The sequence below is a fragment of the Eubacterium callanderi genome (genome assembly GCF_900142645.1).
In the GTDB taxonomy this organism is placed as follows: Bacteria; Bacillota; Clostridia; order Eubacteriales; family Eubacteriaceae; genus Eubacterium; species Eubacterium callanderi.
Genome location: NZ_FRBP01000013.1, coordinates 100977 through 124436, shown reverse-complemented (window position 1 = coordinate 124436; position 23460 = coordinate 100977). Strand labels below are relative to the sequence as shown.

Below are 23460 nucleotides of genomic sequence, written 5' to 3'. Positions count from 1 at the left end.
ATTTTATTTTGAACACACAGGCTGGGGACAGATCTTTCCGTCTCTGCAGCACACTGCGTAGATGTCCATCAGCGATTCATTAAATTTCGCTGTTTTCAGCTGCTTTAATACGGCCTCTATATCCGATGCCTTAATACTTATTGAAATACCGCAGCCCGCTGAAATCTCCCTTAACGTTGGAATAATCCTAATTTCAAAAAGACCTTTTAAAATTCCTTCAGCGGTCATCGCTGCATGGGTATTGGCAAAGGCCAGTAAGTAATCATCCTGTCTTTTCATGATCACAGCGCAATGACCTTTGAGGCGGCAAACATCTTTTCTGTAATGTCATACATATTGCTGATTTCACCAAGTTTCAGGTCACCCTTGAGCTTATAATAGTCAAGGCAGGTTCCGCAGACCAGTATTTTCACCCCCCGGTCCTCCAGAGCCTGTAAATGGGAAACAACCTGCTCATCCAGGGTAGGCAGCTTAACACCGCTGTTCATAAACAAGATGCTCTCCGGCACATCATCGGCCTGGGAAAGAGTATAAAAAAACATTTTTACCAAAGCGCTCCCCAGCTCATAGTCACCCTCACCAATATAGTCCTTTCCCATAAAGACAACCCACTTGCCTGTTCCCCAGATGGTGGCGCTGCTATCTGGCAATACAATCATTTCTGTCTCTGGTATTTCCCGGCCATCTGTAATAAACCGAACTTCAAAACGTTCTCCGCTGCCGCTTACCACAGCATCATAACTTTGACTCACAGCCAGTTTTTTCAGGTTTTCAACCGCAATGGCGTTGTCAACGGTTATGATAAAGCTGTCATGGTTTGCTTCAATTTCTTTTTTTGCCATGATAACTGGCATAGGGCACGCCTTACCCGTGGCATCAATTATTTTAGTCATTGTGCTTTCTCCTTTATTCTTTTATAATCAGGGCCTTGTCCTGCCTGTCTGTAAGTTGTCCCACAAGGGCGCAGTCTGTTTTCAGCTCAACCTTCAGCGTTTTTAAAAGATTCTCTGACTCAGAGGGCGCCACACTGATCAGCAGACCGCCGGAAGTCTGAGGGTCAAAAATAATATCCTCCATCCCGCCACTCACCGATGATCTGTAATCTGGTCCGAAGTATTCTCTGTTCCGATATGTGCCGCCAGGCACAATCCCCATCTCCGCCAGTTCGATGACTCCAGGCAGAAGTGGAATGGCCGAAGCCTCAAGCTCCATACTCAGATGACTGGCCTTGGCCATCTCGATTCCATGGCCACCCAGGCTGAAACCCGTAATATCGGTACAGCCGTGCACCTCATCGTATAAGCCCATAACCTCACAGGCCGTCTTATTCAGCGTCGTCATGGACAAAATCGCGGCTTCGCGTGATTCAGGCGTCGCAATACCGCCCTTGATCGCGGATACGATAATCCCAGTTCCGACAGGCTTGGTAAGAATGAGCTTATCCCCCTCCCGTGCATGGCAGTTCCCATGAAGGTGCAGGCAGTCCGTTATGCCCGTCACGGACAGGCCGTATTTTGGCTCTGGATCATCGACTGAGTGTCCGCCTACCAAAACAGCGCCGGCTTCCTGTATCTTATCCGCGCCGCCTCTCAGAATTTCAGACAAAATTTTCTTGTCTTCCCTTTCTGGAAAACAGACAATATTCATCGCAGTCAGCGGCTTTCCGCCCATGGCGTAAATATCGCTCAGGGCATTGGTCGCGGCAATTTGTCCAAAGAGATAGGGATCATCCACAATGGGCGGAAAAAAATCCAGGGTCTGGAGCAGGATCTGCTTGTCATTAATCCTGTAAGCCGCAGCATCATCCGAGTTTTCCAGCCCGATGATCAGGCTGTCACAGTCTTTTAGTTCAAGGTCTTTCAAGACCTTTGACAGTGCTCCTGGTCCAAGCTTCGCGGCACATCCACAATTTCTGACCATTTCGGTCAGGCGTTTCGGTTTGTTTTCTGACATGACATTTGTCCTTTCATTCTGATGTAATTTTTTGAAGTGCCTCCAAAGCGCAGGCCACTTCATCCAGTGTATTGAAATGGCTGAAGGAAAAACGCAGTGTTCCCTGTGGGTATGTTTCCAAGGACCTGTGCGCAAGTGGGGCGCAGTGCATTCCCACCCGTGTCATAATGCCGTAATCCCTGTCCAGCTCAAAGGCTACCTGCGCATTGTCCTTTGTCAGACAATCTACCGAAACCAGGGCACAGCGGTTCCGGTGATCCGCAGTTCCGACAAGTTGCAGGCCATCAATAGCTTCGACACCACGGATAAAAGCTTTTGTTAACTGTTCTTCAATCATAAGCAGCTCGTTTTTATCAACGGAGTTCAGATAATCCAGTGCGCTGCTGAGTCCATAGATTCCCGGGAGATTCAGCGTCCCGGCCTCAAAGCGATCTGGCAAAAAGTCTGGCATATCAAGCTGGTCTGATACACTTCCTGTCCCTCCGTCTAACAGTGGGGCCATCTGCTCTGCCAATTCGTCTGTCACCAGAAAGCCGCCAATACCCTGCGGACCCATCAGTCCTTTGTGCCCGGTAAAGCACAGAGCGCTGATATTGGCTCTTTGCATGCTGACATTGTGCAGACCTGCTGTCTGGGCCGTATCCACAATAAAATGCAGACCGTGGCTTTTACATATCCGTCCAACAGACTCAATGGGCAGAATATTCCCGCTTACATTGGAGCCGTGCGTCATAACAACAGCCCTGGTTTCTGGCTTTATCATTTTTTCAATACACGTTACTTCTAAGTTACCCAGATTGTCACATGGAATCACATCGCAGGTAAGGCCTGTCTGCTTCAGATGTTCCAGTGGTCTCACCACGGCGTTATGCTCCAGACCCGAAATAAGCACATGGTCTCCCTGTCTCAGAAAACCCTTGAGCACCATGTTGACCGCCTGCGTGACATTCGCTGTGAAAATTACGTTTTTGTTATCCTCGGCGTCAAACAGGCAGCGCAGCTTCTCACGGGTTTCGTAAACCCTTCTTGATACCGCATATGCCCGTTCATAGCTCCCTCGTCCCACATTACAGCCGATATTCTCCAGATAGCCTGCCATCTCAGACACCACTCCCGGAGCTTTTGGCCAGCTGGTACTGGCATTGTCAAAATAAATTCCTTTCATTCTGCACGCTCCTTAAGCTTTCACTGCCCTGTTGCACCGTTTCTACTCCTTCAATAAATACATGACCGCTTCCAGAACCCCGCCGCTGATATTCCGGGCCTTATCCGAGATTGTATAGCAATAGGCTATATCTCCCCGTGGATCAACGTCAGCAATTTTCAGCCCTTTTTTAACACTCGTACCGTCGGCAATCATACCGCGCAGCACGCCGTCGAGCTTGGATATAACCGGGGTTTCCCCTATAAGGGCAAGACATTCGTCCTTTTTTACCAGATCCCCGATGTCATGACACAGCCGGATCGTTCCAGAATCTGGCGCGTGGATCACCCGTTCGTGTGTATAGCCGCCAATGTTTCCGGGAATACCGGTATTTCTTGCCGCCATTCCCTCATACAGAATTCTTCCAAGGTGGTGACCCCTGTTGGTCTCAATCACGGCGTCAACATCCTCTTTCGCGGTAAATCCAGGGCCGAGAGCAATAACAGCTTTTGCCATATCCCGGGTAGTTCCAAGATTCTTTTTGGCGAGTATGGCATCGACCACCGCATCTGGACGAACCATACGAATCATATCACCCTTTGGATCGACACAGACGGGTATCTCACCCTTTTTCAGGCAATAGCACACCTCCTCAATGGACTCACAACGCCTTGCCGCCACATCCTCCACAACAGCCATACCATCCTGAATGGCCTGGGCAAACGCGACAGTGCGCCGGATAACAGTAGGGGCTTCAATATCCAGGACAATCACTCTGAATCCCGCCTTATAAAGCCGATATATGGTTCCAGTGGCAATGTCTCCGGCTCCGCGCACAATAATCGTTTCACTAATTTTCATTCTCAGCCCATTCCTTTTCATAATATTCCAGTAAACGCTGATAGTCCTCAGGGGTGTCAGCGTCCATGACGCAGGTTCTGTCTCCCTGAATTTTTATCAGGACCTCGGGGTGCTTTTTTATAATCCCCCGGCCGCCGGCATCGCCCGAGACTTTCAACAGTTCCTTAAACCAACATTTTCCAAAAGCCACGGGATGGCCTTTCTGTCCCCTGTATTCCGGCATTATTATGCTCATCGGATTTTTCGTAATCACCTGTTCTATTTTACCTGCCAGTTCCTTGCTGACCAGGGGCTGGTCACCGAGAAACACAAGAATGCCCTGACACTCTGGGTAATGTTTCGCGAGATAAGCGACTGCTATTTTTAAAGAAGTCGACTGTCCAAGCTCTGGCTGATCATTAACTAAATAAATAACCCCTTTACGCGTCTCGATACCGTTAAGAACAGCTTCTCGTGTTACAATAACGATTACACTCTCAAAGTTCTCAAAGCTTTCTGCCACACCATCAATGGTTTTTTCCAGGATTCTTTTTCTGCCTATGGGCAAGAGAAGCTTTTCACTGCCCATGCGGCGCGACAGTCCTGCTCCAAGAATAACAGCTCCTAACATAAATACCAGGTCCTTTCACACAAAGACGCAGCAATACAACCGTCAAAATAAGGTTTTGCCGCTTTACAAAGCATCTCCGCTTTCTTTTCATTTCCTTTATCTGCCTTATTGACAAGCAAAAATTTGGGAATTTCAAAGTTTCTCAGTTTCTCACTCACAAACCAGTCCATACTCTCCCTGAAAAAATCGAGGTCAAAGCGTTTTCCCTTCAATTTCTGAGGACAGCGGTGCAGGTTCGCATCGCTTATGGATTCGTTTAAAAGCTCACAGCCAATCACATGGATCAGCTTTGTTGTGTTTTTGGGAATAACAGGTTCCCACTCTCTGTATATTTTATAGGGCTTTCCTCCAGCTCCGTCTCCTTCATTCAGAAAAATCCAGTCCGTCAGCTCTTTAAAAAGACAGTCCAGCAGTTCGGGTGCCGCCCCCTTCACCTTATGATCCTCAATACAGCGTTCTGCAAAATAATACAGATCACGGTCCTGTTTCACCAAGCAGTTCAACAGCCACATATACGACGCTGTTATGATGACCTCGCCGTCAAAGGCGTCTGGATAGCGCATTTTTGTGGTGGTGGTTAAAAGGGTTCTGCCCTTATCCCTAAGCTCACTTGCCAGACAGGTAAGCAGAGACGTCTTACCACCGCCTCCGGTGACCGTAACAAAGTCAGGCTGTTCGATACCGAACAGCGCTGACAGTTTCATGTTCTCATTTTGCACACAAAGTTTTTTATTCATTTTCCTTCTTAATGGTAGCCAGGTAGCGGTAAACGGTCGGTACCGAAACGCCGAGCATGTCCGCCACGTGCCAGATAGTCCCTTTAACCATAAAGGTTCCAAGTCCCTGAAGTCTTTCAACCACTTCAATTTTTTCCTGCTTGCCCATTTTCCTGAGGTCTCCGTGATTGCTTGGCAGCACACGGCTCATGTTATTGATGACCAGCTCTTTGACATTAATATTGAAGTTTTCTTCAGTCTCTTCATCTTTTCTGAGTGGTTCAACTGTAATGAGCGATTCCAGGATATCCCGGGCTTCCGCAAATTTCTGACAATCCATATTCAGACAGAGCAGACCGATCAGCTCGCCGTCATCATCCTTAATAAAATACGTTGCCGAACGTATAATGTTGCCTCTCGGAGACATTCCCCGATAGTTTACACGGTATGGCGCTTCTTTGTAGGCCTCATTCTTAATAAGCTTAAGGCCATAGTCCGTAACCGGTGCCCCTAATTCACGTCCGCTGATATCGCCATTTCGGATTGCCACAATCGATGACTGACAGTCCGAGAGGTCGTGCAGTACCACCTCTGTGTTTTCTCCTAAATAATCTGCTAAAAAGTCTACCAGTACTTTGTAGGATTCAAGATCTTTTGCCATAATTATTCTCCTTCTGAACTTTGATTCATATAAACAAAGAACGCTTATAATCATTGTTTAAAAATGTTATATCCCTATTATCGCAGATTTTGGAGAAAAGTTCAATAATAATTTATTATTGTGTCGATTTTTTTAAAGATCTTCACTTTCAAAGGGCGTATTCTTTGGCAAAATTAAGTTTAAAAGGATTGCAGACAGGGTCGAAACCACAACGGCCGACTCTCCGAAAAGACTGTCGATCCAGGCTGGAAGCTGCTCCATTGCGCCAGGCACCTGGGAAATGCCAATGCCAAGTGCAACTGACAGGCCTACAATGGTAGCATTTCTCTGAGTCAGTTCGCTCTGCATAAAAAGCTTAACCCCGGTCATGGTAATGGTCGCAAAAACTGAAATTGTCGCGCCTCCCAGTACACAGTACGGGATGGTCATCATTAAAGCTGAAAATTTGGGGAAAAGGCCAGCCAGGACAATAAAGCCCGCTGCAAATCCGATGACTACACGGTTAATAACCCGGTTCGTCACAACAATACCGACATTTTGGCCAAAGGTAGACGTTGGAAGCCCACCGAAAATTGAACCGATAATGCTGGAGACACCATTGCCCATCAGTCCTCTTGACAACTCGTCTGTCGTAGGTTCACGGTCCATGGCACCCACACTGAGTGCGGAAAACTGGCCGATGGATTCCACCGAGTTGACAACAAACAAAATTGACATGGATATAATCGCAGGCAAATGAAATTCATATCCAAAATGCCCTACCGCCGGCAGCATAAACCAGCTGGCCTCCTGTACAGTCGTGAAATCAATCATTCCACAGAACAGGGCGATGACATAACCGATGATCATCGACAAAAGAATGGATGCCAGGCGGGCAAAGCCTTTGGTAAAGTTATTAAAGAAAATAACCAGTACCAGTGTGATCATGGCGATAATCCAGTTCATTGGAGAGCCAAAATTTTCACTTCCTGCTCCCCCTGCCATATATTTAATGGCGGTAGGGTATAATGACAGACCAATGGTAAAAACCACAGTACCGGTAACTACCGGTGGGAAAAGCTTGCGGAGCTTTTTAATGAAAATACCAATCAGTATCCCCACAACGCCGCCAATAACCTGCGAGCCCAATATAGTCGCAATATTATAATCGCTGACAATACCAATCATGGTTGGAAGATAGGCAAAGCTGACCCCCATAATAACTGGAAGACCAGAGCCCACCTTCCTGAAGGGTGGAAACAGCTGAATAAGCGTGGCGATACCGGAGATGATAAGCGCCGCCTGAATAAGAATCCGTGTATCAGCCGGCGATAAGCCGCCCGTACCGGCCACAATAATGGCTGGAGTGACACAGCCAACAATCATCGCTGCAACATGCTGCAGTGCCAACGGGATCGCTTCTTTAATTTTCGGCATTCCCTTAAGTTGATAAATGACATTATCTTTATCGTTATTCATGATTTTCTCCTCATGACCTTAGAGGACCGTTAAGGGCAGCCCTCCAAGAACACTTTGTGCACGGTGTGTTAACGCATCGTTATTTTGCTGCAATGGCTTCAATCTCAAAAGAAGCCCCTTTTGGCAGTGCTGCAACCTGAACGCAGGAACGCGCCGGATACTCGCCTGTAAAATACTGCGCGTAAATATCATTAACCGCGGCAAAGTCATTCATGTCTGTTAAAAAGACTGTTGTTTTCACAACGTTTTCAAAAGAAACACCAACTTCGGTTAAAATGGTTTTTAAATTTTCAAAACCTGTTTTAGCCTGAGCCTCCACACCTTCTGCCAGAACACCGGTTTCCGGGTCCAGACCCAGCTGGCCTGAAATATAAATAGTGTCTCCTGCGGCATTGGCGTGTGAATAAGGTCCGACAGCGGCTGGTGCTTTTGCTGCGTTTATAACTGTTTTACTCATAATATTCTCCTTCTTGTTATTTGTTGAAAATTTAACTTATTTATTTGATAATCGTTCCTGTTTTTCCCTGGATACCGTCCTTTGCTTTTTCAAGCAGAGTGATCAACGCAAAACGGTCTGAATCCGATTTTGCAAATTCCATTGCCGCCTGAACCTTCGGCAGCATGGAGCCAGGAGCAAACTGTCCCTCATCAGCGTATTTTTGAGCTTCTTCAACACTGATTTCAGACAGCCATTCTTCATTCGGCTTGCCGAAATTAATGGCAACCTTTTCGACAGCTGTTAAAATAATCAGACAGTCTGCGCCGATTTCCTTTGCCAGCAGACAGCTTCCAAAATCCTTGTCCACTACAGCGGCAGCACCTTTTAAATGATTTCCCTGAGCGTAAACAGGGATTCCGCCGCCCCCGGCTGCCACAACGACCTGCCCAGCCTCTGCCAGAGTTTTAACGGTTTCAATTTCAATTATCTCAACGGGTTTGGGGGAGGCGACAACACGCCGATAGCCCCGGCCCGCATCCTCCACAACATCATAATTTCTTTCGCGAACCATTTCGTCCGCTTCTTCTTTTGTCATGAAACGTCCAATGGGTTTTGTTGGATGGCTGAAGGCTTCATCGTCAGGATCGACGCGCATCTGGGTAATAATGCTTGAAACCGGTTTGTGAATTCCCCGGTCAAGGAGCTCCTCCCTCAACGCATTCTGAAGATCATAGCCAATATATCCCTGGCTCATCGCCACACAAACAGATAAAGGCGCCACCGGATTTCCAGGGTCTGCCTTTGCCAGCTCACCCATGGCCAGATTGATCATACCGACCTGCGGCCCGTTTCCGTGAGAAATAACGACTTCATTTCCTTCCTCTATTAAATCCGCGATGGCTTTGGCTGTATTTTTAACCGCCGCCATTTGTTCTGGTAAATTGTTGCCTAAAGCGTTTCCACCCAGGGCGATCACAATTTTCTTGCTCATGGTTTTCTCCTTTAAATGAAAAATGGATGGATGGCTGAGCAAAGGGCCCGGCCATCCTCAAATTTATTTTTCGGCTCGCTTTTATTTGGTAAAGAAGCGGTCAATACCTCTTTCTTCCAGAGCCTTTAAGGTTGCCTGAGGATCTTTTTCCTTTGCCAGGAAGATCATAGCGGCAATAATATACGGCTTGTAGCTTGCTTCTTTATATAATTCTGTACGATAGCGGTCGAATACAGAGGCTTCAACTTCGCCTTCTTCACAGCTAACGCCAGTAATGTCAGCTGGGAGGCAGTGCATATAAAGCGCTTTGCCGTCTTTGGTTGTTTTCATCAACTCTTCGGTGCATTCCCAGTCTTTATGATTTGCATTCTGAGCGAGCAGTTCTTTTTCTAAGCGATCGATGCCTTCCTGGTCACCGTTGCCGTATAAGATGGTCCGTTCTTCCATTGCGGAGAAGGGTGCCCAGCTCTTGGGATAAACAACGTCAGCGTCTTTAAAAGCTTCTGCCATGCTGTTGGTCTTTGTAAAAGATCCACCGCTTTCAGCTGCATTCTTTTTAGCCACTTCTTCTACGTCAGACATAATTTCATATCCTTCCGGATGTGCCAGAGTAACGTCCATGCCCAGACGGGTCATCAGACCGACAATCCCCTGCGGTACAGATAACGGTTTTCCATAGGATGGGGAGTAGGCCCAGGTCATCGCGACTTTTTTACCCTTAAGGTTTTCAATACCGCCAAAATAATGGATTAGATGGAGGGCGTCGGCCATTGCCTGTGTTGGATGGTCAATGTCGCACTGCAGGTTGACTAAGGTTGGTTTCTGTTCCAGAATACCGTCTTTGTGGCCCTCAGTCACAGCATCGACCACTTCATGCATATAGGCGTTCCCTTTGCCAATGTACATATCATCCCGAATACCGATAACATCTGCCATAAAGGAGATCATATTGGCAGTTTCACGCACAGTCTCTCCGTGGGCTACCTGAGACTTACCTTCATCTAAATCCTGTACTTCCAGACCTAAGAGGTTGCAGGCAGAGGCAAAGCTGAAACGGGTACGGGTTGAATTATCACGGAACAGGGAAATTCCCAGACCACTCTCAAAAATTTTAGTAGAAATATTATTTTCACGCATATATCTTAAAGCGTCAGCCACGGTGAACACAGCTTCCAGCTCTTCCGGTGTTTTTTCCCAGGTCAGGAAAAAGTCATTTTCGTACATTTCTTTAAAATTCAACGCATTCAGTTTATCGATATAGGTTTGTAAAGTTTTATCCATTTTTTAATCTCCTTGATTTTTATAAATTAATGCTTATAGTTTAAAACTCAGGATAAAAGTAACAACGTCGCAAATTATCCTTTATCCACAGCCGAAGTTTTTTATTTGGTGTAAACAGTCGGTAAAGCAGCGTAAACAGCGGCACAGGTCACAAGATCCTGTTTCCAGGTTTTTTCGTTTGGTGCATGAGCCTGCGCTTCTGCTCCAGGGCCAAAACCAATTACCGGAATACCGTTACGTCCCATGATGGACACACCATTCGTTGAGAAAGTCCATTTATCTGTCAGCGGACGGGCTTTCCGTTCTGCCACTGTCTCAGAAGAGCCGATGCGTTCTTCACCGTACATTCCCTTGTAAGCTTCTTCCAATGCTTTAGTAACCTTGTGGTCTTCCGGAATAACCCATGTTGGGAAATAGCATTCGATCGGATAAACACATCCGGTGTAAGAAGGACGGTCATATTCATACATCGAAACCTTCACATCATTCCCGTATTTTTTTACATTTGGCAGATTGCGGATTTCTTCCAGACAGCTTTCCCAGGTTTCCCCGGCAGTCATACGGCGGTCCAGAGAAACCGAACAGCCATCCGCTACTGCACAGCGGCTTGGTGAGCTAAAGAAGATTTCCGAAGTGGTGACAGTACCACGGCCTAAGAAGCGGGCTTCCTTCCACTCCGGATTGTATTTTTCATCCAGCATTTTAACCAGACCCTTGATTTCCGTACCTTCTTCAGCATCATTTTCATTAAGGGCACGGACATCCTGGAGAATATCCGCCATTTTATAAATGGCGTTGTCGCCACGCTCCGGAGCTGATCCGTGACAAGAGACACCCGCAACGTCGATCCGGATTTCCATGCGGCCACGCTGTCCACGGTAAATACCGCCATCTGTCGGCTCGGTAGAAACGACAAATTCGGGACGGACCTTGTCTTCATTGATGATATACTGCCAGCACAGACCATCGCAATCCTCTTCCTGAACTGTACCGGTCACCAGCACGCTGTATTTATCATTCAGCATACCCAGGTCTTTCATAATTTTAGCGCCATATACAGCGGACACAATCCCCCCAAGCTGATCAGAGGTTCCACGCCCCCCGATTTCGCTATCCGATTCAAAGCCTTCATAGGGATCGAAATCCCAGTTATCCATATTGCCAACGCCAACGGTGTCTATATGAGCATCAAAACCGATCAGGGTATCGCCGGTTCCCATATATCCCAAGACATTCCCCTGTGGGTCAATTTCCACTTTGTCAAAACCGAGCTTACGCATTTCTTCAGCAATGGTATTAATATGCTTTTCCTCATCACAGCTTTCACCCGGGTTTTTAACAATATTGCGGAGGAATTTTGTCATATCCTCTTCATAACCCTGTGCCGCTTTTTTGATTGCTTCAAAATCCATTTTTATTTGCCTCCTGATTAATTTAAATTGATGGGTGTGCGCCATTCCAGACAATAGCGCGGTAATTTTCGGGATCTGTATCCCCTTCAGTTGAGAACATGATGATCTTAGAACTATGGTCCAGACCCATGCTCTCTCTCAGATCTTTATAGTCATCGCTTTCCATTAAAGTTGCAATTAAGCCCATGGATACCGCTCCGGACTCACCGGAGGTTACAGGCGTATCCCCTTTCACCGGCGCCGCCAGCATTCTCATACCTTTTGCCGCCACCCAGTCCGGGCAGGAAACGAAAAAGGAGCTGTTATTTTTCAAAATTTCCCATGATATGGTGTTCGGCTCACCGCAGGCCAAACCGGCCATGATCGTTTGCATATCTCCATCCACAAAACGGATCTTACCGTCTCCAGCAGAGGCCGATTTATATAAGCAGGCTGCTTCATCCGCTTCAACTACAACCGTTGTAGGGCAGTTTCCCGGGAACAGGTTTGCGAAAAATCCTTGTACTGCTCCGGCCAGGGATCCAACACCTGCCTGAATAAAAATATGTGTCGGACGTTCACAGCCAGCAGTTTTTAACTGCTCAGCTGCTTCCAGCGCCATTGTCCCGTAGCCCTGCATGATCCAGGCGGGAATTTCTTCATAGCCATCCCATGCCGTATCCTGAACAACCACGCCGTTTTCTGTTTTTTCTGCTTCAGCCGCCGCTATACGGACACATTCGTCATAGTTTACATCTGTAATGGACGCCTCCGCGTTCTCTTTTAAAATGTTTTCCAATCGAATCGGGCTGGAGCCTTTCGGCATATAGACGACTGCCTTTTGTCCGAGTTTATTAGCCGCCCACGCAACGCCACGTCCATGGTTACCGTCAGTAGCTGTAAAAAAAGTGGCCTGTCCAAATTCTTCTTTCAGTTTATCGGACGTCAGATAATCATAGTCCAGCTCAGAGACATCTCTGCCCAGCTTTTGTGCAATATACCTCGCCATCGCAAAGGAACCACCTAAAACCTTAAAGGCATTGAGACCAAAACGGTAAGATTCATCTTTCACAAACAAACTTCCGATGCCCAGATACTCTGACATTTTGTCAAGCTTTACAAGCGGCGTCTGTGAATACTGCGGAAAGCTTTCATGAAAAGCTTTCGCCTTCTTAACCGATTCGATGGACATCACCGATAATTCCTTATCGTCCGTTTTTGGCATCTCATTGGATACCCATTTGATTTTTTCCATTGTTCTCTCCTGTTAAAGTGTAATACTAAATTGTTTTCAGGGCCGTGATGGTCTTCGCCTATTTCTTTTCTGATGGATCAGAACTGCTCTGATCTATATAGCTGTACAGCGTGTACTTGGATATCCCAAAGTAAGCTGTCAGCTTTTCGCTTGCTTTGGTGATCAGTAAAGCTCCGGCATCATTTAAAAATTTAAGCGCCTTGATCTTATCCTCTTTGTTCATTAAGGCCACCGGCTTTCCAACCAGTCGAACAGACTGCTCAAGCAGATCGTCCAGTAAGTCATTAACATTTGTAGGAATGTTCTCCACTTCTTCCTCTTTTTCTTTTTGGGTTCCGATAAGAGACTGAAGTGAGTTCTCCACCATCAATAAGCCTGTAATGTCATAATTAATCGAAAAGATACCAATAACCTTATTGCCTTTATCTCTGATATAAACCGTACTCGATTTTAAAATTTTGCCATCTGCCGTTTTTGTCATATAATCCAGATGATCCTGTAAATCTTCGGGGCTTTTTTTCAGAGCTTCCAGCACCACATGGGAGGGCCCGTCTCCCAGCTTGCGGTTGGTAACATGTCCATTCTCTATATAGACAACCGTGCTCTCTTTATTTTCAGTTGTAAGATCATGCACTACCACTTCACAGTTGCTGCCAAACTGGGTAGCAATGCCATGGGCCAAATTTTTTAATAAATTCAGTGTTTCTCCTTGCATCTTAATTAATTCCTTCGCATATCGACTTTTTCAATTAACCAAACAGTTTATCAGGTTACCTGACAATTTGTTTGATTTATGTGTCTATCATAACACCATTTTTGAAGAAGCGCAACCCCTGTTTTTAAAAAAAATAAAAATTTATTATATTGCCAAAATAGATTTAATAATTTTTTTTAAAAAAGGCTTGCTTTTTGTTTTAAAACATGATAAATTATCTTTAGGATAATAAAGTATTATTGTCTTGCAAGTCTATTAAAAGGTTGCTGCATCTCATATAAAAACCTTCGCATATTCAATGTTTTGCAGTATTCATCCGTGATATAGAAAAACACACCATTTTCTATATCCATTCAAAATAATAATAATCAAGGAGAAAACAATGATTTTAATTGGAAATGGTCGGTTAATTACCCGAGATGAAAAGAACACGTATTTAGATAATGGTTGTGTCGCGGTGGAAGGTAATGAAATTGTAAACGTTGCTTCTACGGAAGAAATGAAAACACAATATCCCGATGCTGAATTTATTGATGCCAAAGGCGGTGTCATCATGCCAGGGCTGATCAACACCCATAACCATATTTACAGCACCTTTGCAAGAGGACTTTCCATTGAAGGCTTTAATCCTCAAAATTTCATGGATATTTTAGATGGCCAATGGTGGACCATTGACCGCAACCTGACAAACGAAGACAATAAATACAGCGCATACGATACTTATATCGACTGTATCAAGCAGGGTGTTACCACTGTGGTCGATCACCACGCCAGCTATGGCGAGATTAAGGACAGCCTCTTCACAATTGCTGATGTCGCCAAAGAGCTGGGCGTACGTACCAGCCTTTGCTACGAGGTTTCTGACAGAGACGGTGCCGATAAAATGAAAGCCGCCGTTAAAGAAAATATTGATTTTATCAAAGCCGCCCATGAAGACAAAACCGGCATGGTCCACGGCATGCTCGGCCTGCACGCCGCCTTTACCCTGACCGACGAAACGCTGGATTACTGCAATGCCGAAAAACCGGATTACGCCGGTTATCATGTACATGTCGCTGAGGGACTGGACGATGTTTATGACTCTTTAGAAAAATATGGTAAACGTGTAGTCAACCGCCTATTTGATAAAAATATTTTAGGCGAAAACACCATTGCTGTTCATTGCATTCATGTCAATGGCGAAGAAATGGCAATTCTCAAAGATACCAACACCATGGTCGTACATAACCCAGAGTCCAATATGGGAAACGCTGTTGGCTGTCCACCAGTGCTGGAGCTTGTAAAACGCGGTATTCTCATCGGTCTCGGAACAGATGGCTACACCAATGATATGATCGAATCCTACAAGGTCGCCAATATCCTTCACAAACATTTCAATTGTGATCCAAATGTGGCCTGGGTCGAAATCCCCCAGATGCTGTTTAACAATAACCCAGCCATCGCAAAACGCCTTTTTGGCAAAACATTAGGTGTGCTTGCCCCGGGAGCCGCTGCCGACATCATCATAACAGATTACAACCCAACCACCCCGATGAACGCTGACAATTATAATTCACATATTCTATTTGGTATGTGCGGCCGCTCCGTCATTACCACTATGATTAACGGCAAGGTTCTTATGAAAGACCGTGAGCTGCTGAACATTGATGAAGAAGCTATTCTGGCAAAATCACGCGAAGCCGCTAAAAAATTAGCTGATCGCATTAATCACAGATAACATCACTGCCCTGTTATAAAATAAAAATATGTTCCACCATAAAAAGGAGTATCAAAATGAGTGATAAAATGTACCCTATCCCCTTTGGCGAGATGATCAACTGGATCTTAAGTGAATACAAAAAAGAAAAAAGTATTTTTGGTGTTCACAAACTTTACAAAAAAAACGACCAGCAGACGCTCTCAATTTTTGGCGAGATGCTGGAAACCCCCTTTGGCCCCGCTGCAGGTCCGCACAACCAGCTGGCACAGAACATCATCGCCGCTTATGTTGGCGGTGCCCGTTTCTTTGAATTAAAAACTGTACAGCCCGTAGACGGCGAAGACCTTGCCGCGCTTGTTTCCAAGCCCTGTATCACAGCCGGCGATGAATGCTACAACTGTGAATGGTCTACCGAGCTGCGCGTGGAAGAAGCCTATGATGAATATGTAAAGGCCTGGTTTGCCATCAAGCTTTTAGCCAAGGAAATGGGCTTCGGAAGCCCAGACGGCTTTATCTTTAACATGAGTGTCGGCTATGATTTTGCCGGTGTTCAGACTGAAAAAATCGATCATTATATCGAGGGGATGAAAAATGCTGAAAACTCTGCCGTGTGGCAAGAATGTATGGATTACACCCTGGCTCATTTAGATCAGTTTGATAACATTGACGCTGGTTATGTCAGAAATATTACTCCGGTTGTCAGCCGCTCCATCACCCTTTCTACCCTCCACGGCTGTCCACCCGATGAAATTGAACGAATCGCCAGCTACCTGATTAACGAAAAAGGTTTGAATACTTTTGTCAAGTGTAATCCCACCATGTTAGGCTACGAATCCGCCCGTGAAATTCTGGACAGCATGGGTTATGACTACATGGATTTTGACGACTATCACTTCTTACATGACCTTCAGTTCAAGGACGCTGTCCCCATGTTTACCCGCCTGAAAAAAGAAGCCGCCGATAAAGGCGTTGCCTTTGGGGTAAAAATCACAAATACCTTCCCACAAAAGGTTATTGATGGTGTTTTGCCAAGCGAAGATATGTACATGTCAGGCCGGTCCCTGTTCCCATGTTCAATCGAACTGGCAAACCGCCTGGCAAAAGCCTTTGACGGCGATCTGCGTATTTCTTACTCTGGCGGTGCAGATATCTTTAACATTAAAGACATCTTTAAAGCAGGTGTCTGGCCGATCACCCTGGCCACCACCCTGTTAAAACCAGGTGGATACAACCGACTTGACCAAATGGCAGAGGATCTTGTCTCTTATAATTTCAAGGAAGTGCAAAATCTAAAGCCTTCGGCTTTATCCATGCTCGCAAAACGTGCCCGAACCAACCCTCATAATGTAAAAGGCGCCATAAAACCTTTGCCATCCAGAAAATTTGACAAAAAAGTACCGTTGGTTGACTGTTTTACAGCCCCCTGTTCTGAAGCCTGCCCAATTTCTCAGGATATCCCGGATTATATTGAACTTCTGGGCGAAAACAGGCCTCTGGAAGCGCTTAAAGTTATCACTGCGAAGAATCCACTTCCGTTTATCACCGGTACCATCTGTAACCACCGCTGCATGGACAACTGTACACGTAATTTCTATGAGGCCCCTCTGTGTATCCGTGATGTGAAGCTTAACGCTGCCGAGCTGGGTTATGACGATTTACTCAAAGAGATCAAACCCATTGAAAAACGTACAGATGCCAAGGTGGCCATTATCGGTGGCGGCCCTGCCGGTATCTCCGCCGCTTACTTTCTGGCAAGAAATGGGATCTCTGCTACAATCTTTGAACGCAATGAAAGTCTGGGGGGGATTGTACGCCATGTAGTTCCTGAGTTCCGTGTCGATGCCGAAATCGTAGAAAATGATGTAAAGCTCATGGAAGCCTACGGTGTAGAAGTCGTTACAAACAAAGAAATCGGCTCTGTAGAAGAACTGAAAAGCAAGGGCTTTAAATATGTTATCGCCGCTACCGGCGCCTGGGGGCCAAGCCCGTATAAACTGGAGGGTGAACAGGCAATCAACGTACTCGACTTTTTACAAAGCTTCAGAAAAGATGCTTCCAGCCTGAAACTTGGGAAGGACGTTGTAGTGATCGGTGGTGGCAATACCGCCATGGATGCCGCCAGAGCTGCCAAAAAAGCCCCAGGTGTTGAAAATGTCCATCTGGTATACCGCAGAACAAAACGTTATATGCCAGCCGACGAAGAAGAGCTTGCAATGGCATTGGAAGACGGCGTGAAATTCTATGAGCTTCTCTCCCCTGAAAAATTTGACGGCAGCCTCCTTTCCTGCCGTAAGATGGTGCTCGGCGCACCGGATTCGTCTGGCAGAAGAAGTCCTGAAAACACCGATGAATTCATGGATATTCCAGCTAATACTGTCATCGCCTCGGTTGGCGCAAAAATTGACAAAGAATGGTTTGCTCAGAATAAAATCGCTCTGACAGACCGTGACCGTGTCGAAGTAAACAAAGACACGCTGGAAGCCCGTGACAATATATTTGTAGCCGGTGACGCTCAATTAGGCGCTGCCACCGTTGTACAGGCCATTGCAGACGCGCGCAAGGTTACCGATACCATTGTAAAAGCCGAAGCGCTCGAACCTGCTTCCACCTATTCTAAAAATACCGGCAATTATGAAAGAGCTCTGGCTAAACGGGGTATTCTGGCCGAACCAAAATGTGAATCAACAGAATGCAGCCGTTGTCTGGAATGCTCAACTGTCTGTGAATCCTGTATGGATGTGTGTCCAAACCGTGCAAATCTGGCCCTTTTTGTACCGCACCATAAGATGCGTCAGATTGTCCATGTTGACAGAATGTGTAACGAATGTGGTAACTGCCAGACCTTCTGTCCATATGACAGTGCACCTTACAAAGATAAGTTTACCCTCTATCACACCCTTTCCGACTTTGAAGACAGCAGTAACAGTGGTTTTCTGGTCACAGGTGACCATTGTGTTAAGGTCCGCCTTGAAGGCAATGTTATTGATGCCTCTATCGGTGACAATACACTGCCTCAGGGTATCAATGATATTATTAAAGCGGTAGTCAATAATTACAGCTATCTCCTTTAAAAACTTTATATCAGGGACGTCTTATAAGACGTCCCTACTCTTGTTTCATACGCAAATTTCCATTGTAAAATGAGGTGTTATTATGAAAAAAACAATCATCAAGGGCGGTATTCTTTTTTCTTCCACAGATACGGTTAACGCCGATATTTTGGTGGAAAATGATAAAATCGCCCAAATAGGCCAAAAGATCGAAGACTCAGAAGCCAAAATCATCGAGGCTGCTGGGAAGTACATTTTCCCAGGCTTTATCGATCCACACACACATCTGGATATGGACACCGGAACTGTCCACACAGCAGATGATTTTGTCTCTGCGACAAAAGGCGCTGTTTCCGGCGGTACCACCACCATCATTGATTTTGCCACTCAGGATAAAGGCCAAAGCCTGACAGAGGCTTTGAAAAACTGGCATGGGCTGGCGGATAACCGTTCCTCCTGCCATTATGGCTTTCATATGGCCATTACCGACTGGAATGAAACGACACGCAGTGAGCTGAAAACAATGAAGGATTCAGGAGTAACCTCCTTTAAGCTCTATATGGCCTATGATAATCTACGCTCCAATGACCGTGAAATTTTTGAGATTTTAGAAGCTGTTAAAACCTTTGGCGGGCTTGTCTCCATGCACTGTGAAAACGGCGATCTTGTCAACGCACTGATTGCCGAACAAAAACGTCAGGGCCGCACGAGCCCTGCCGCCCATCCCCTTTCCAGGCCCGATTTTGTAGAAGCAGAGGCTGTCAATCGCTTTTTAGCCATCGCAGAAGCTGCTGAATCTCCTGTTTATGTGGTACACCTCAGTACTGAGCGGGGGCTTGCAGAGTGCCTGAATGCCCGCCGGCGCGGGCAAAAAGTCTTTATTGAAACCTGTCCGCAATATCTGCTGCTTGATGACAGCTGTTATGAACTGGAAGGTTTCGAGAGTGCAAAATATGTTTTTGCGCCTCCGGCACGAAAACCATTGGACGAAAAAGCGCTTTGGGAGGCTGTTGGTTCTGGAATTGTTGATACCATCGGCAGTGATCATTGCAGCTTTAATATGAAAGGCGGAAAGGATCTTGGTAAAAATGACTTCAGTAAAATTCCAAACGGCATGCCCGGTGTAGAAACACGACCGGTACTGATGTATACCTTTGGCGTGTGTAAAAACAAAATGACCCTGAATCAGATGGCGGCCCAGCTCTCAGAAACACCAGCTAAAATTTTTGGCATGTATCCGCAGAAGGGAGCCTTAAAACCTGGAAGTGATGCCGATATTGTTATCTGGGATCCGGAATATAAGGGCACTATTACTCAGAAAGACCAATACCAAAATGTTGACTATACACCCTATGAAGGTGTCAAAACCAAGGGCCGAGCAGAAGTTGTCCTGTTAAACGGAGAAATCATAGTCGAAAAAGGCCGGGTTATTGCCGAAAACAAAGGGCAGTATATTCCACGTGGGATCTGTCAGCTTTAAACAAAACCATAAAGCAGAAAAAAAGCCAACATTTCGTTGGCTTTTTTTGATGTATCTGATCATTACTTTTTCTTCTTTTTCTCATAGGGCGTATTTTTCAGCGGTAAAACCGTCTGAAATTCGCCGTTTAAACGATAGTATGCATCCGCAATGGCCGGAGCTGTCGGTATAGAGGTAATCTCACCAATACCAATGGCACCATAAGCCACATCAATGCCTGGTTTTTCAACAACGATACTGTCAAGTTCCGGCACTTTATCTGCCTTAAAAAGGCCAAGTGTACCAAATTTTGACTTTGGAATGCCGTGATCCAGCTCATACTGCTCCGTAAGCGCATAGCCCATCCCCATGACCACACCGCCTTCGATTTGCCCCTCTACGCTGGTAGGGTTCACAGCCTTGCCCACATCATGAGCCGCAACCATTTTTTTAATGGAGCCATCTTCATTCAGTACGCACATCTGCGTCGCATAGCCGTAGGCTACATGAGAAACAGGGTTTGGCACAGGTGTACCCATAGCGTCTGTTTTTGCTAGATACTCTCCCATAAAATCCTGTCCTTCAAGCTCAGCCAGTGTTTTATCTTTCATTGCCGCCTTCAAATCCTCCGCTGCCCGTCTACAGGCTTCACCGGTTACCAATGTCTGCCTGGAACCAGAGGTTGTGCCAGAGTCCGGTGCATTCGCTGTATTCGGCGGCATATAGGCAATCTGGTCCAGAGTAAGGCCTGCGGTTTCAGAAAGCACCTGCGTTAACACGGTACCCAGCCCCTGGCCAATACAGGAAGCTCCTGCATGTATCTCGACGTGTCCGTCCTTTACCAGAAGGCGGCAGCGTCCCCAGTCTGGAAGACCCACGCCGACTCCGGCATTTTTCATCGCACAGCCAATACCCACGTATTTTTCACTGTTGTAAATTTCCTTAACGGCTTCTAATGTTTCGGCAATCCCTGTTGCCGGATCGGCAATCTGTCCGTTTGGAAGCACCTCACCCGGCCGCACTGCGTTGCGGTAACGGATTTCCCATGGTGTGATTCCCACCATTTCAGCCAAAAGGTTAAGGTTCATCTCAGAGGCAAAGCAGGTCTGAGTTACCCCAAAACCCCTGAAAGCGCCAGCTGGCGGGTTATTCGTATAGACGGCTTTACCATCTATATCAATGGTCTGGAAATTATAAGGTCCGGCAGCGTGTGTACAGGCCCGCTGGAGTACCGGTCCCCCCAAAGAAGCATAAGCGCCTGTATCGGACACGACTACTGCCTTTAACGCCGTCAATCGTCCTTCTTCATCGCAGGCAGATGTGACATCCATATAAAACGGATGGCGTTTAGGGTGAATCATAATACTTTCCTTCCGCGAAAGCTTGACCTTGACAGTCCGTTTGGTCAGATAAGCAATCAGCGCAGCATGATGCTGGACCGATACGTCTTCCTTCCCTCCAAAGCCGCCGCCAACCAGCTTATTTTCTACAATAACTTTTTCGGGAGGCAGCCCCAGCATTGCCATGCACTCATGCTGAGTATCATAGGTTCCCTGGTCTGTTGAATAGATAAAGACACCGTCACCGTCAAAGGGCATTGCCACAGCTGTTTCCGGTTCCAGGAAAGCATGCTCGGTCCACGGTGTTTCATAATGGCGTGTAACCTTATATTTTGAACGGGCAATAACCTCATCCGCATTCCCACGTACCAGGTGCTCATGTGCCAAAATGTTAGTTTCACTGCCCTCATGCACTAAAGGAGCGTCCTCCTTCATCGCCTCACACGGATCAAAGACACCTTCAAGCTGTTCATACTCAACCCTTACCAGCTTTTTAGCCTCTTCCAAAATTTCTGGTGTTTCCGCCGCTACCAGACAAATCGCATCACCGATATAGTGCGTTGTTTTACCAACAGGAATCATTGTATCCCAGTCCTGCTTAAGGTGCCCAACCTTAACGCTTCCCGGAATATCCTCCGCTGTAAAAATACCAATCACGCCCGGCAGCGCTTTCGCTTCATCCGTATGAACGGCCAGCACACGGGCTCTCGGATATTCTGCCCGCACAGCGCTGCCATAGATCATACCGTCCAGATAAAGATCATCCGGATATTCACCTGTTCCCAACACCTTTTCTCTGGCATCCACACGCAACATGGCCTGGCCGACAGTGACCTCGCCGACTTCTTCATTTACAGGAAGATTCTCTCTGAAAATTTTAGCAGCTAACAGGACACCATCAACAATTTTCTTATAGCCGGTACAGCGGCATATATTATTTTTAATAGCGTTTATTACCTCCAAACGCGTTGGGTCCGGATTAACATCAATGAGCGCCTTTCCTGACATTACCATGCCCGGTATACAAAAACCACACTGCACAGCGCCTGCTTTTGCAAAGGCATAGCTGTAAACTTCTTTTTCACGCTCTGTAAGGCCTTCTACCGTGATAATTTCCTTATCTGCCATTTTAGATACCATGGGTATACAGGATCGGGTAGCTTTTCCGGCGATGATAATCGTACAGGTACCACAGGCCCCTTCACTACAGCCATCCTTCACTGAGGTTAATCTCAAATCATCTCTTAAAAAGCGCATGAGCTTTTTATCCTGTTCAACCTCATGTATAACTCCGTTGACCTTAATCGTGTACATTTCTGATACTCCTTTATTGATTAATTATACCGAATGCTTGGTTTCAACACTTCTGTTTATCTAAAGAACGATTAAAGGCAGCTGTTCTTTGATAAACTTTGCACAGTGTTTTATTTAAGATACAATACTGTTTTATTATATGACATAATAATATTTTATCGTACCTTTAGAGAAATAGCAAGCTTTTATTCTCAGAAACGACTGTTTTTTTTAGAACAATCGGAACTTTTAAGTATAAAAAAACCACCAAAATTAAACTGGTGGTTTGAAGTCATTCATTAAAAATTCATGCTTCATTATCAACTTTTTTAGCTGCGGTGGAGGGTGTTTTCCGAGTTGTCTTTTTAGCTGGTTCTGGGGCGGCTTGTATTGTTTCAGCCTTTCTAGATGTACTGGCTTTTGAGGTGGTCGCAGTTTTCTTTGCGGATTTTTTGGATGCCGTTGTTTTTCTGGCAGCGGTTGTCTTGGAGACCGTTACCTTTTCAGCCGTTTCTGATATGGCCTTCTTCTTTACCGCAGTTGTTTTCTTATCTCCAGATGAAGCTGTTTTTTTAGCCGCAGTGGCTTTTCGCGCGGCTGTTTTTTTTCGTGGCGCTGCTTCAGAAGCCGCCTTTTCATCTGGTTTTACTGCCTCATCAAGCTGAGTCGGTGAAAAATGCCATACCTGATTGGCACTCCCAGTTTTTTCCCAAATCTGCATCTGTGCGCCTGGTACAGCCGCCCCCATCGCAATGTCAAGATAGATACCAGCGCGCTGCGACCTGATCAGACAGCTGCCTTCAGCCGTTTCTTCTAATGTCCAAAGCTGACTGTCCGTATCAACAGATTCCCACTGCTGTACCCAGGTACCGTTTACTGTTCCCAGCATACACAGATCCAGTGCCTTTCCCGAATGTTTATTGATAAGCTTAAACCATTCACCATCTACGTATTTCACTGTCCATTTCTGGCTGTCTGCTCCTGTTTGGGAAGCCTCCTGTAATTTTATAAGTGCACCATTCTCAGCCGAGCCATTCTCAATCCCGAGAGCCAACGTCTTTTCCTGCGCCATAATGACGTAGGCTTTATTTGCTTGCAGTTTCACTTTACCAACTCCTTTGATCATTTTAAACAGTATTATAAT

General features: G+C 46.1%; 20 protein-coding genes. 3 read left to right on the top strand and 17 right to left on the bottom strand.

The genetic code is table 11. The features are described from left to right. Positions 1 to 3: 3 nt before the first annotated feature. From BUC22_RS17320 to BUC22_RS17250, 15 genes are all read right to left on the bottom strand, one after another. The gene (locus BUC22_RS17320) at positions 4 to 279 is read right to left on the bottom strand and encodes a putative Se/S carrier protein (RefSeq protein WP_041689875.1); all 276 of its coding nucleotides are present in this window, start codon (positions 277 to 279) and stop codon (positions 4 to 6) included. A gap of 2 nt (positions 280 to 281) precedes the next feature. Beyond that, positions 282 to 893: a sulfurtransferase-like selenium metabolism protein YedF gene (gene yedF / locus BUC22_RS17315; protein WP_013380735.1), complete on the bottom strand. Its 612-nt coding sequence runs from the start codon at positions 891 to 893 to the stop codon at positions 282 to 284. A gap of 13 nt (positions 894 to 906) precedes the next feature. Further along, positions 907 to 1953 carry a selenide, water dikinase SelD gene (gene selD, locus BUC22_RS17310; protein ID WP_013380736.1) on the bottom strand — a complete coding sequence of 349 codons (1047 nt, stop codon included), beginning with the start codon at positions 1951 to 1953 and terminating at the stop codon, positions 907 to 909. A gap of 13 nt (positions 1954 to 1966) precedes the next feature. Next, a complete protein-coding gene (locus BUC22_RS17305; RefSeq protein ID WP_013380737.1) occupies positions 1967 to 3118 on the bottom strand; it encodes an aminotransferase class V-fold PLP-dependent enzyme in 1152 nt (383 codons plus the stop codon). A gap of 42 nt (positions 3119 to 3160) precedes the next feature. After that, positions 3161 to 3958, bottom strand: coding sequence for a selenium-dependent molybdenum cofactor biosynthesis protein YqeB (gene yqeB / locus BUC22_RS17300; protein ID WP_013380738.1), 798 nt, complete (start codon positions 3956 to 3958; stop codon positions 3161 to 3163). Beyond that, a complete protein-coding gene (locus tag BUC22_RS17295; RefSeq protein ID WP_013380739.1) occupies positions 3948 to 4568 on the bottom strand; it encodes a nucleotidyltransferase family protein in 621 nt (206 codons plus the stop codon). Before BUC22_RS17295 ends, yqeB begins: the two co-directional genes overlap by 11 nt. Then, entirely contained in the window at positions 4562 to 5305 is a 744-nt protein-coding gene (gene yqeC, locus BUC22_RS17290) for a selenium cofactor biosynthesis protein YqeC (protein WP_013380740.1), read from the bottom strand. The genes BUC22_RS17295 and yqeC overlap by 7 nt, the downstream gene beginning before the upstream one ends. After that, positions 5298 to 5945: a helix-turn-helix transcriptional regulator gene (locus tag BUC22_RS17285; RefSeq protein ID WP_013380741.1), complete on the bottom strand. Its 648-nt coding sequence runs from the start codon at positions 5943 to 5945 to the stop codon at positions 5298 to 5300. Before BUC22_RS17285 ends, yqeC begins: the two co-directional genes overlap by 8 nt. Positions 5946 to 6077: 132 nt before the next feature. Then, the gene (locus BUC22_RS17280; protein WP_013380742.1) at positions 6078 to 7403 is read right to left on the bottom strand and encodes a uracil-xanthine permease family protein; all 1326 of its coding nucleotides are present in this window, start codon (positions 7401 to 7403) and stop codon (positions 6078 to 6080) included. Between the two features lie 79 nt (positions 7404 to 7482). Further along, positions 7483 to 7860: a RidA family protein gene (locus BUC22_RS17275; protein WP_013380743.1), complete on the bottom strand. Its 378-nt coding sequence runs from the start codon at positions 7858 to 7860 to the stop codon at positions 7483 to 7485. A gap of 40 nt (positions 7861 to 7900) precedes the next feature. Then, positions 7901 to 8833 (bottom strand): carbamate kinase, encoded by a 933-nt coding sequence (gene arcC, locus BUC22_RS17270; RefSeq protein WP_041689876.1) that lies wholly within the window; start codon positions 8831 to 8833, stop codon positions 7901 to 7903. 81 nt (positions 8834 to 8914) lie between these two features. Then, positions 8915 to 10114, bottom strand: coding sequence for a knotted carbamoyltransferase YgeW (gene ygeW / locus BUC22_RS17265; RefSeq protein WP_013380745.1), 1200 nt, complete (start codon positions 10112 to 10114; stop codon positions 8915 to 8917). A 101-nt stretch (positions 10115 to 10215) separates the two neighbouring features. Continuing rightward, complete coding sequence (locus tag BUC22_RS17260; protein WP_013380746.1) at positions 10216 to 11526, bottom strand: YgeY family selenium metabolism-linked hydrolase; 1311 nt, start codon at positions 11524 to 11526, stop codon at positions 10216 to 10218. A 22-nt stretch (positions 11527 to 11548) separates the two neighbouring features. Beyond that, positions 11549 to 12760, bottom strand: a complete 1212-nt coding sequence (gene dpaL / locus BUC22_RS17255; protein ID WP_013380747.1) for a diaminopropionate ammonia-lyase — start codon at positions 12758 to 12760, stop codon at positions 11549 to 11551. Between the two features lie 58 nt (positions 12761 to 12818). Then, a complete protein-coding gene (locus tag BUC22_RS17250; protein WP_013380748.1) occupies positions 12819 to 13475 on the bottom strand; it encodes a helix-turn-helix transcriptional regulator in 657 nt (218 codons plus the stop codon). A 382-nt stretch (positions 13476 to 13857) separates the two neighbouring features. Here BUC22_RS17250 and ssnA point away from each other — a divergent pair, with 382 nt between their 5' ends. The 3 genes from ssnA to hydA all read left to right on the top strand — a co-directional run bounded on the left by ssnA (position 13858) and on the right by hydA (position 19704). Next, positions 13858 to 15192: a putative aminohydrolase SsnA gene (ssnA, locus tag BUC22_RS17245; RefSeq protein ID WP_013380750.1), complete on the top strand. Its 1335-nt coding sequence runs from the start codon at positions 13858 to 13860 to the stop codon at positions 15190 to 15192. A gap of 56 nt (positions 15193 to 15248) precedes the next feature. Further along, positions 15249 to 18245, top strand: a complete 2997-nt coding sequence (ygfK, locus tag BUC22_RS17240) for a putative selenate reductase subunit YgfK (protein WP_013380751.1) — start codon at positions 15249 to 15251, stop codon at positions 18243 to 18245. 82 nt (positions 18246 to 18327) lie between these two features. Continuing rightward, the gene (gene hydA, locus BUC22_RS17235; protein ID WP_013380752.1) at positions 18328 to 19704 is read left to right on the top strand and encodes a dihydropyrimidinase; all 1377 of its coding nucleotides are present in this window, start codon (positions 18328 to 18330) and stop codon (positions 19702 to 19704) included. A 62-nt stretch (positions 19705 to 19766) separates the two neighbouring features. On the opposite strand, the gene xdh is transcribed toward hydA, so the two are convergent. Together xdh and BUC22_RS17225 are read right to left on the bottom strand one after the other, a co-directional pair. Beyond that, entirely contained in the window at positions 19767 to 22337 is a 2571-nt protein-coding gene (xdh, locus tag BUC22_RS17230) for a selenium-dependent xanthine dehydrogenase (RefSeq protein ID WP_013380753.1), read from the bottom strand. Positions 22338 to 22623: 286 nt separating this feature from the next. Beyond that, positions 22624 to 23421, bottom strand: coding sequence for an RICIN domain-containing protein (locus tag BUC22_RS17225; protein WP_013380754.1), 798 nt, complete (start codon positions 23419 to 23421; stop codon positions 22624 to 22626). Positions 23422 to 23460 lie beyond the last annotated feature (39 nt).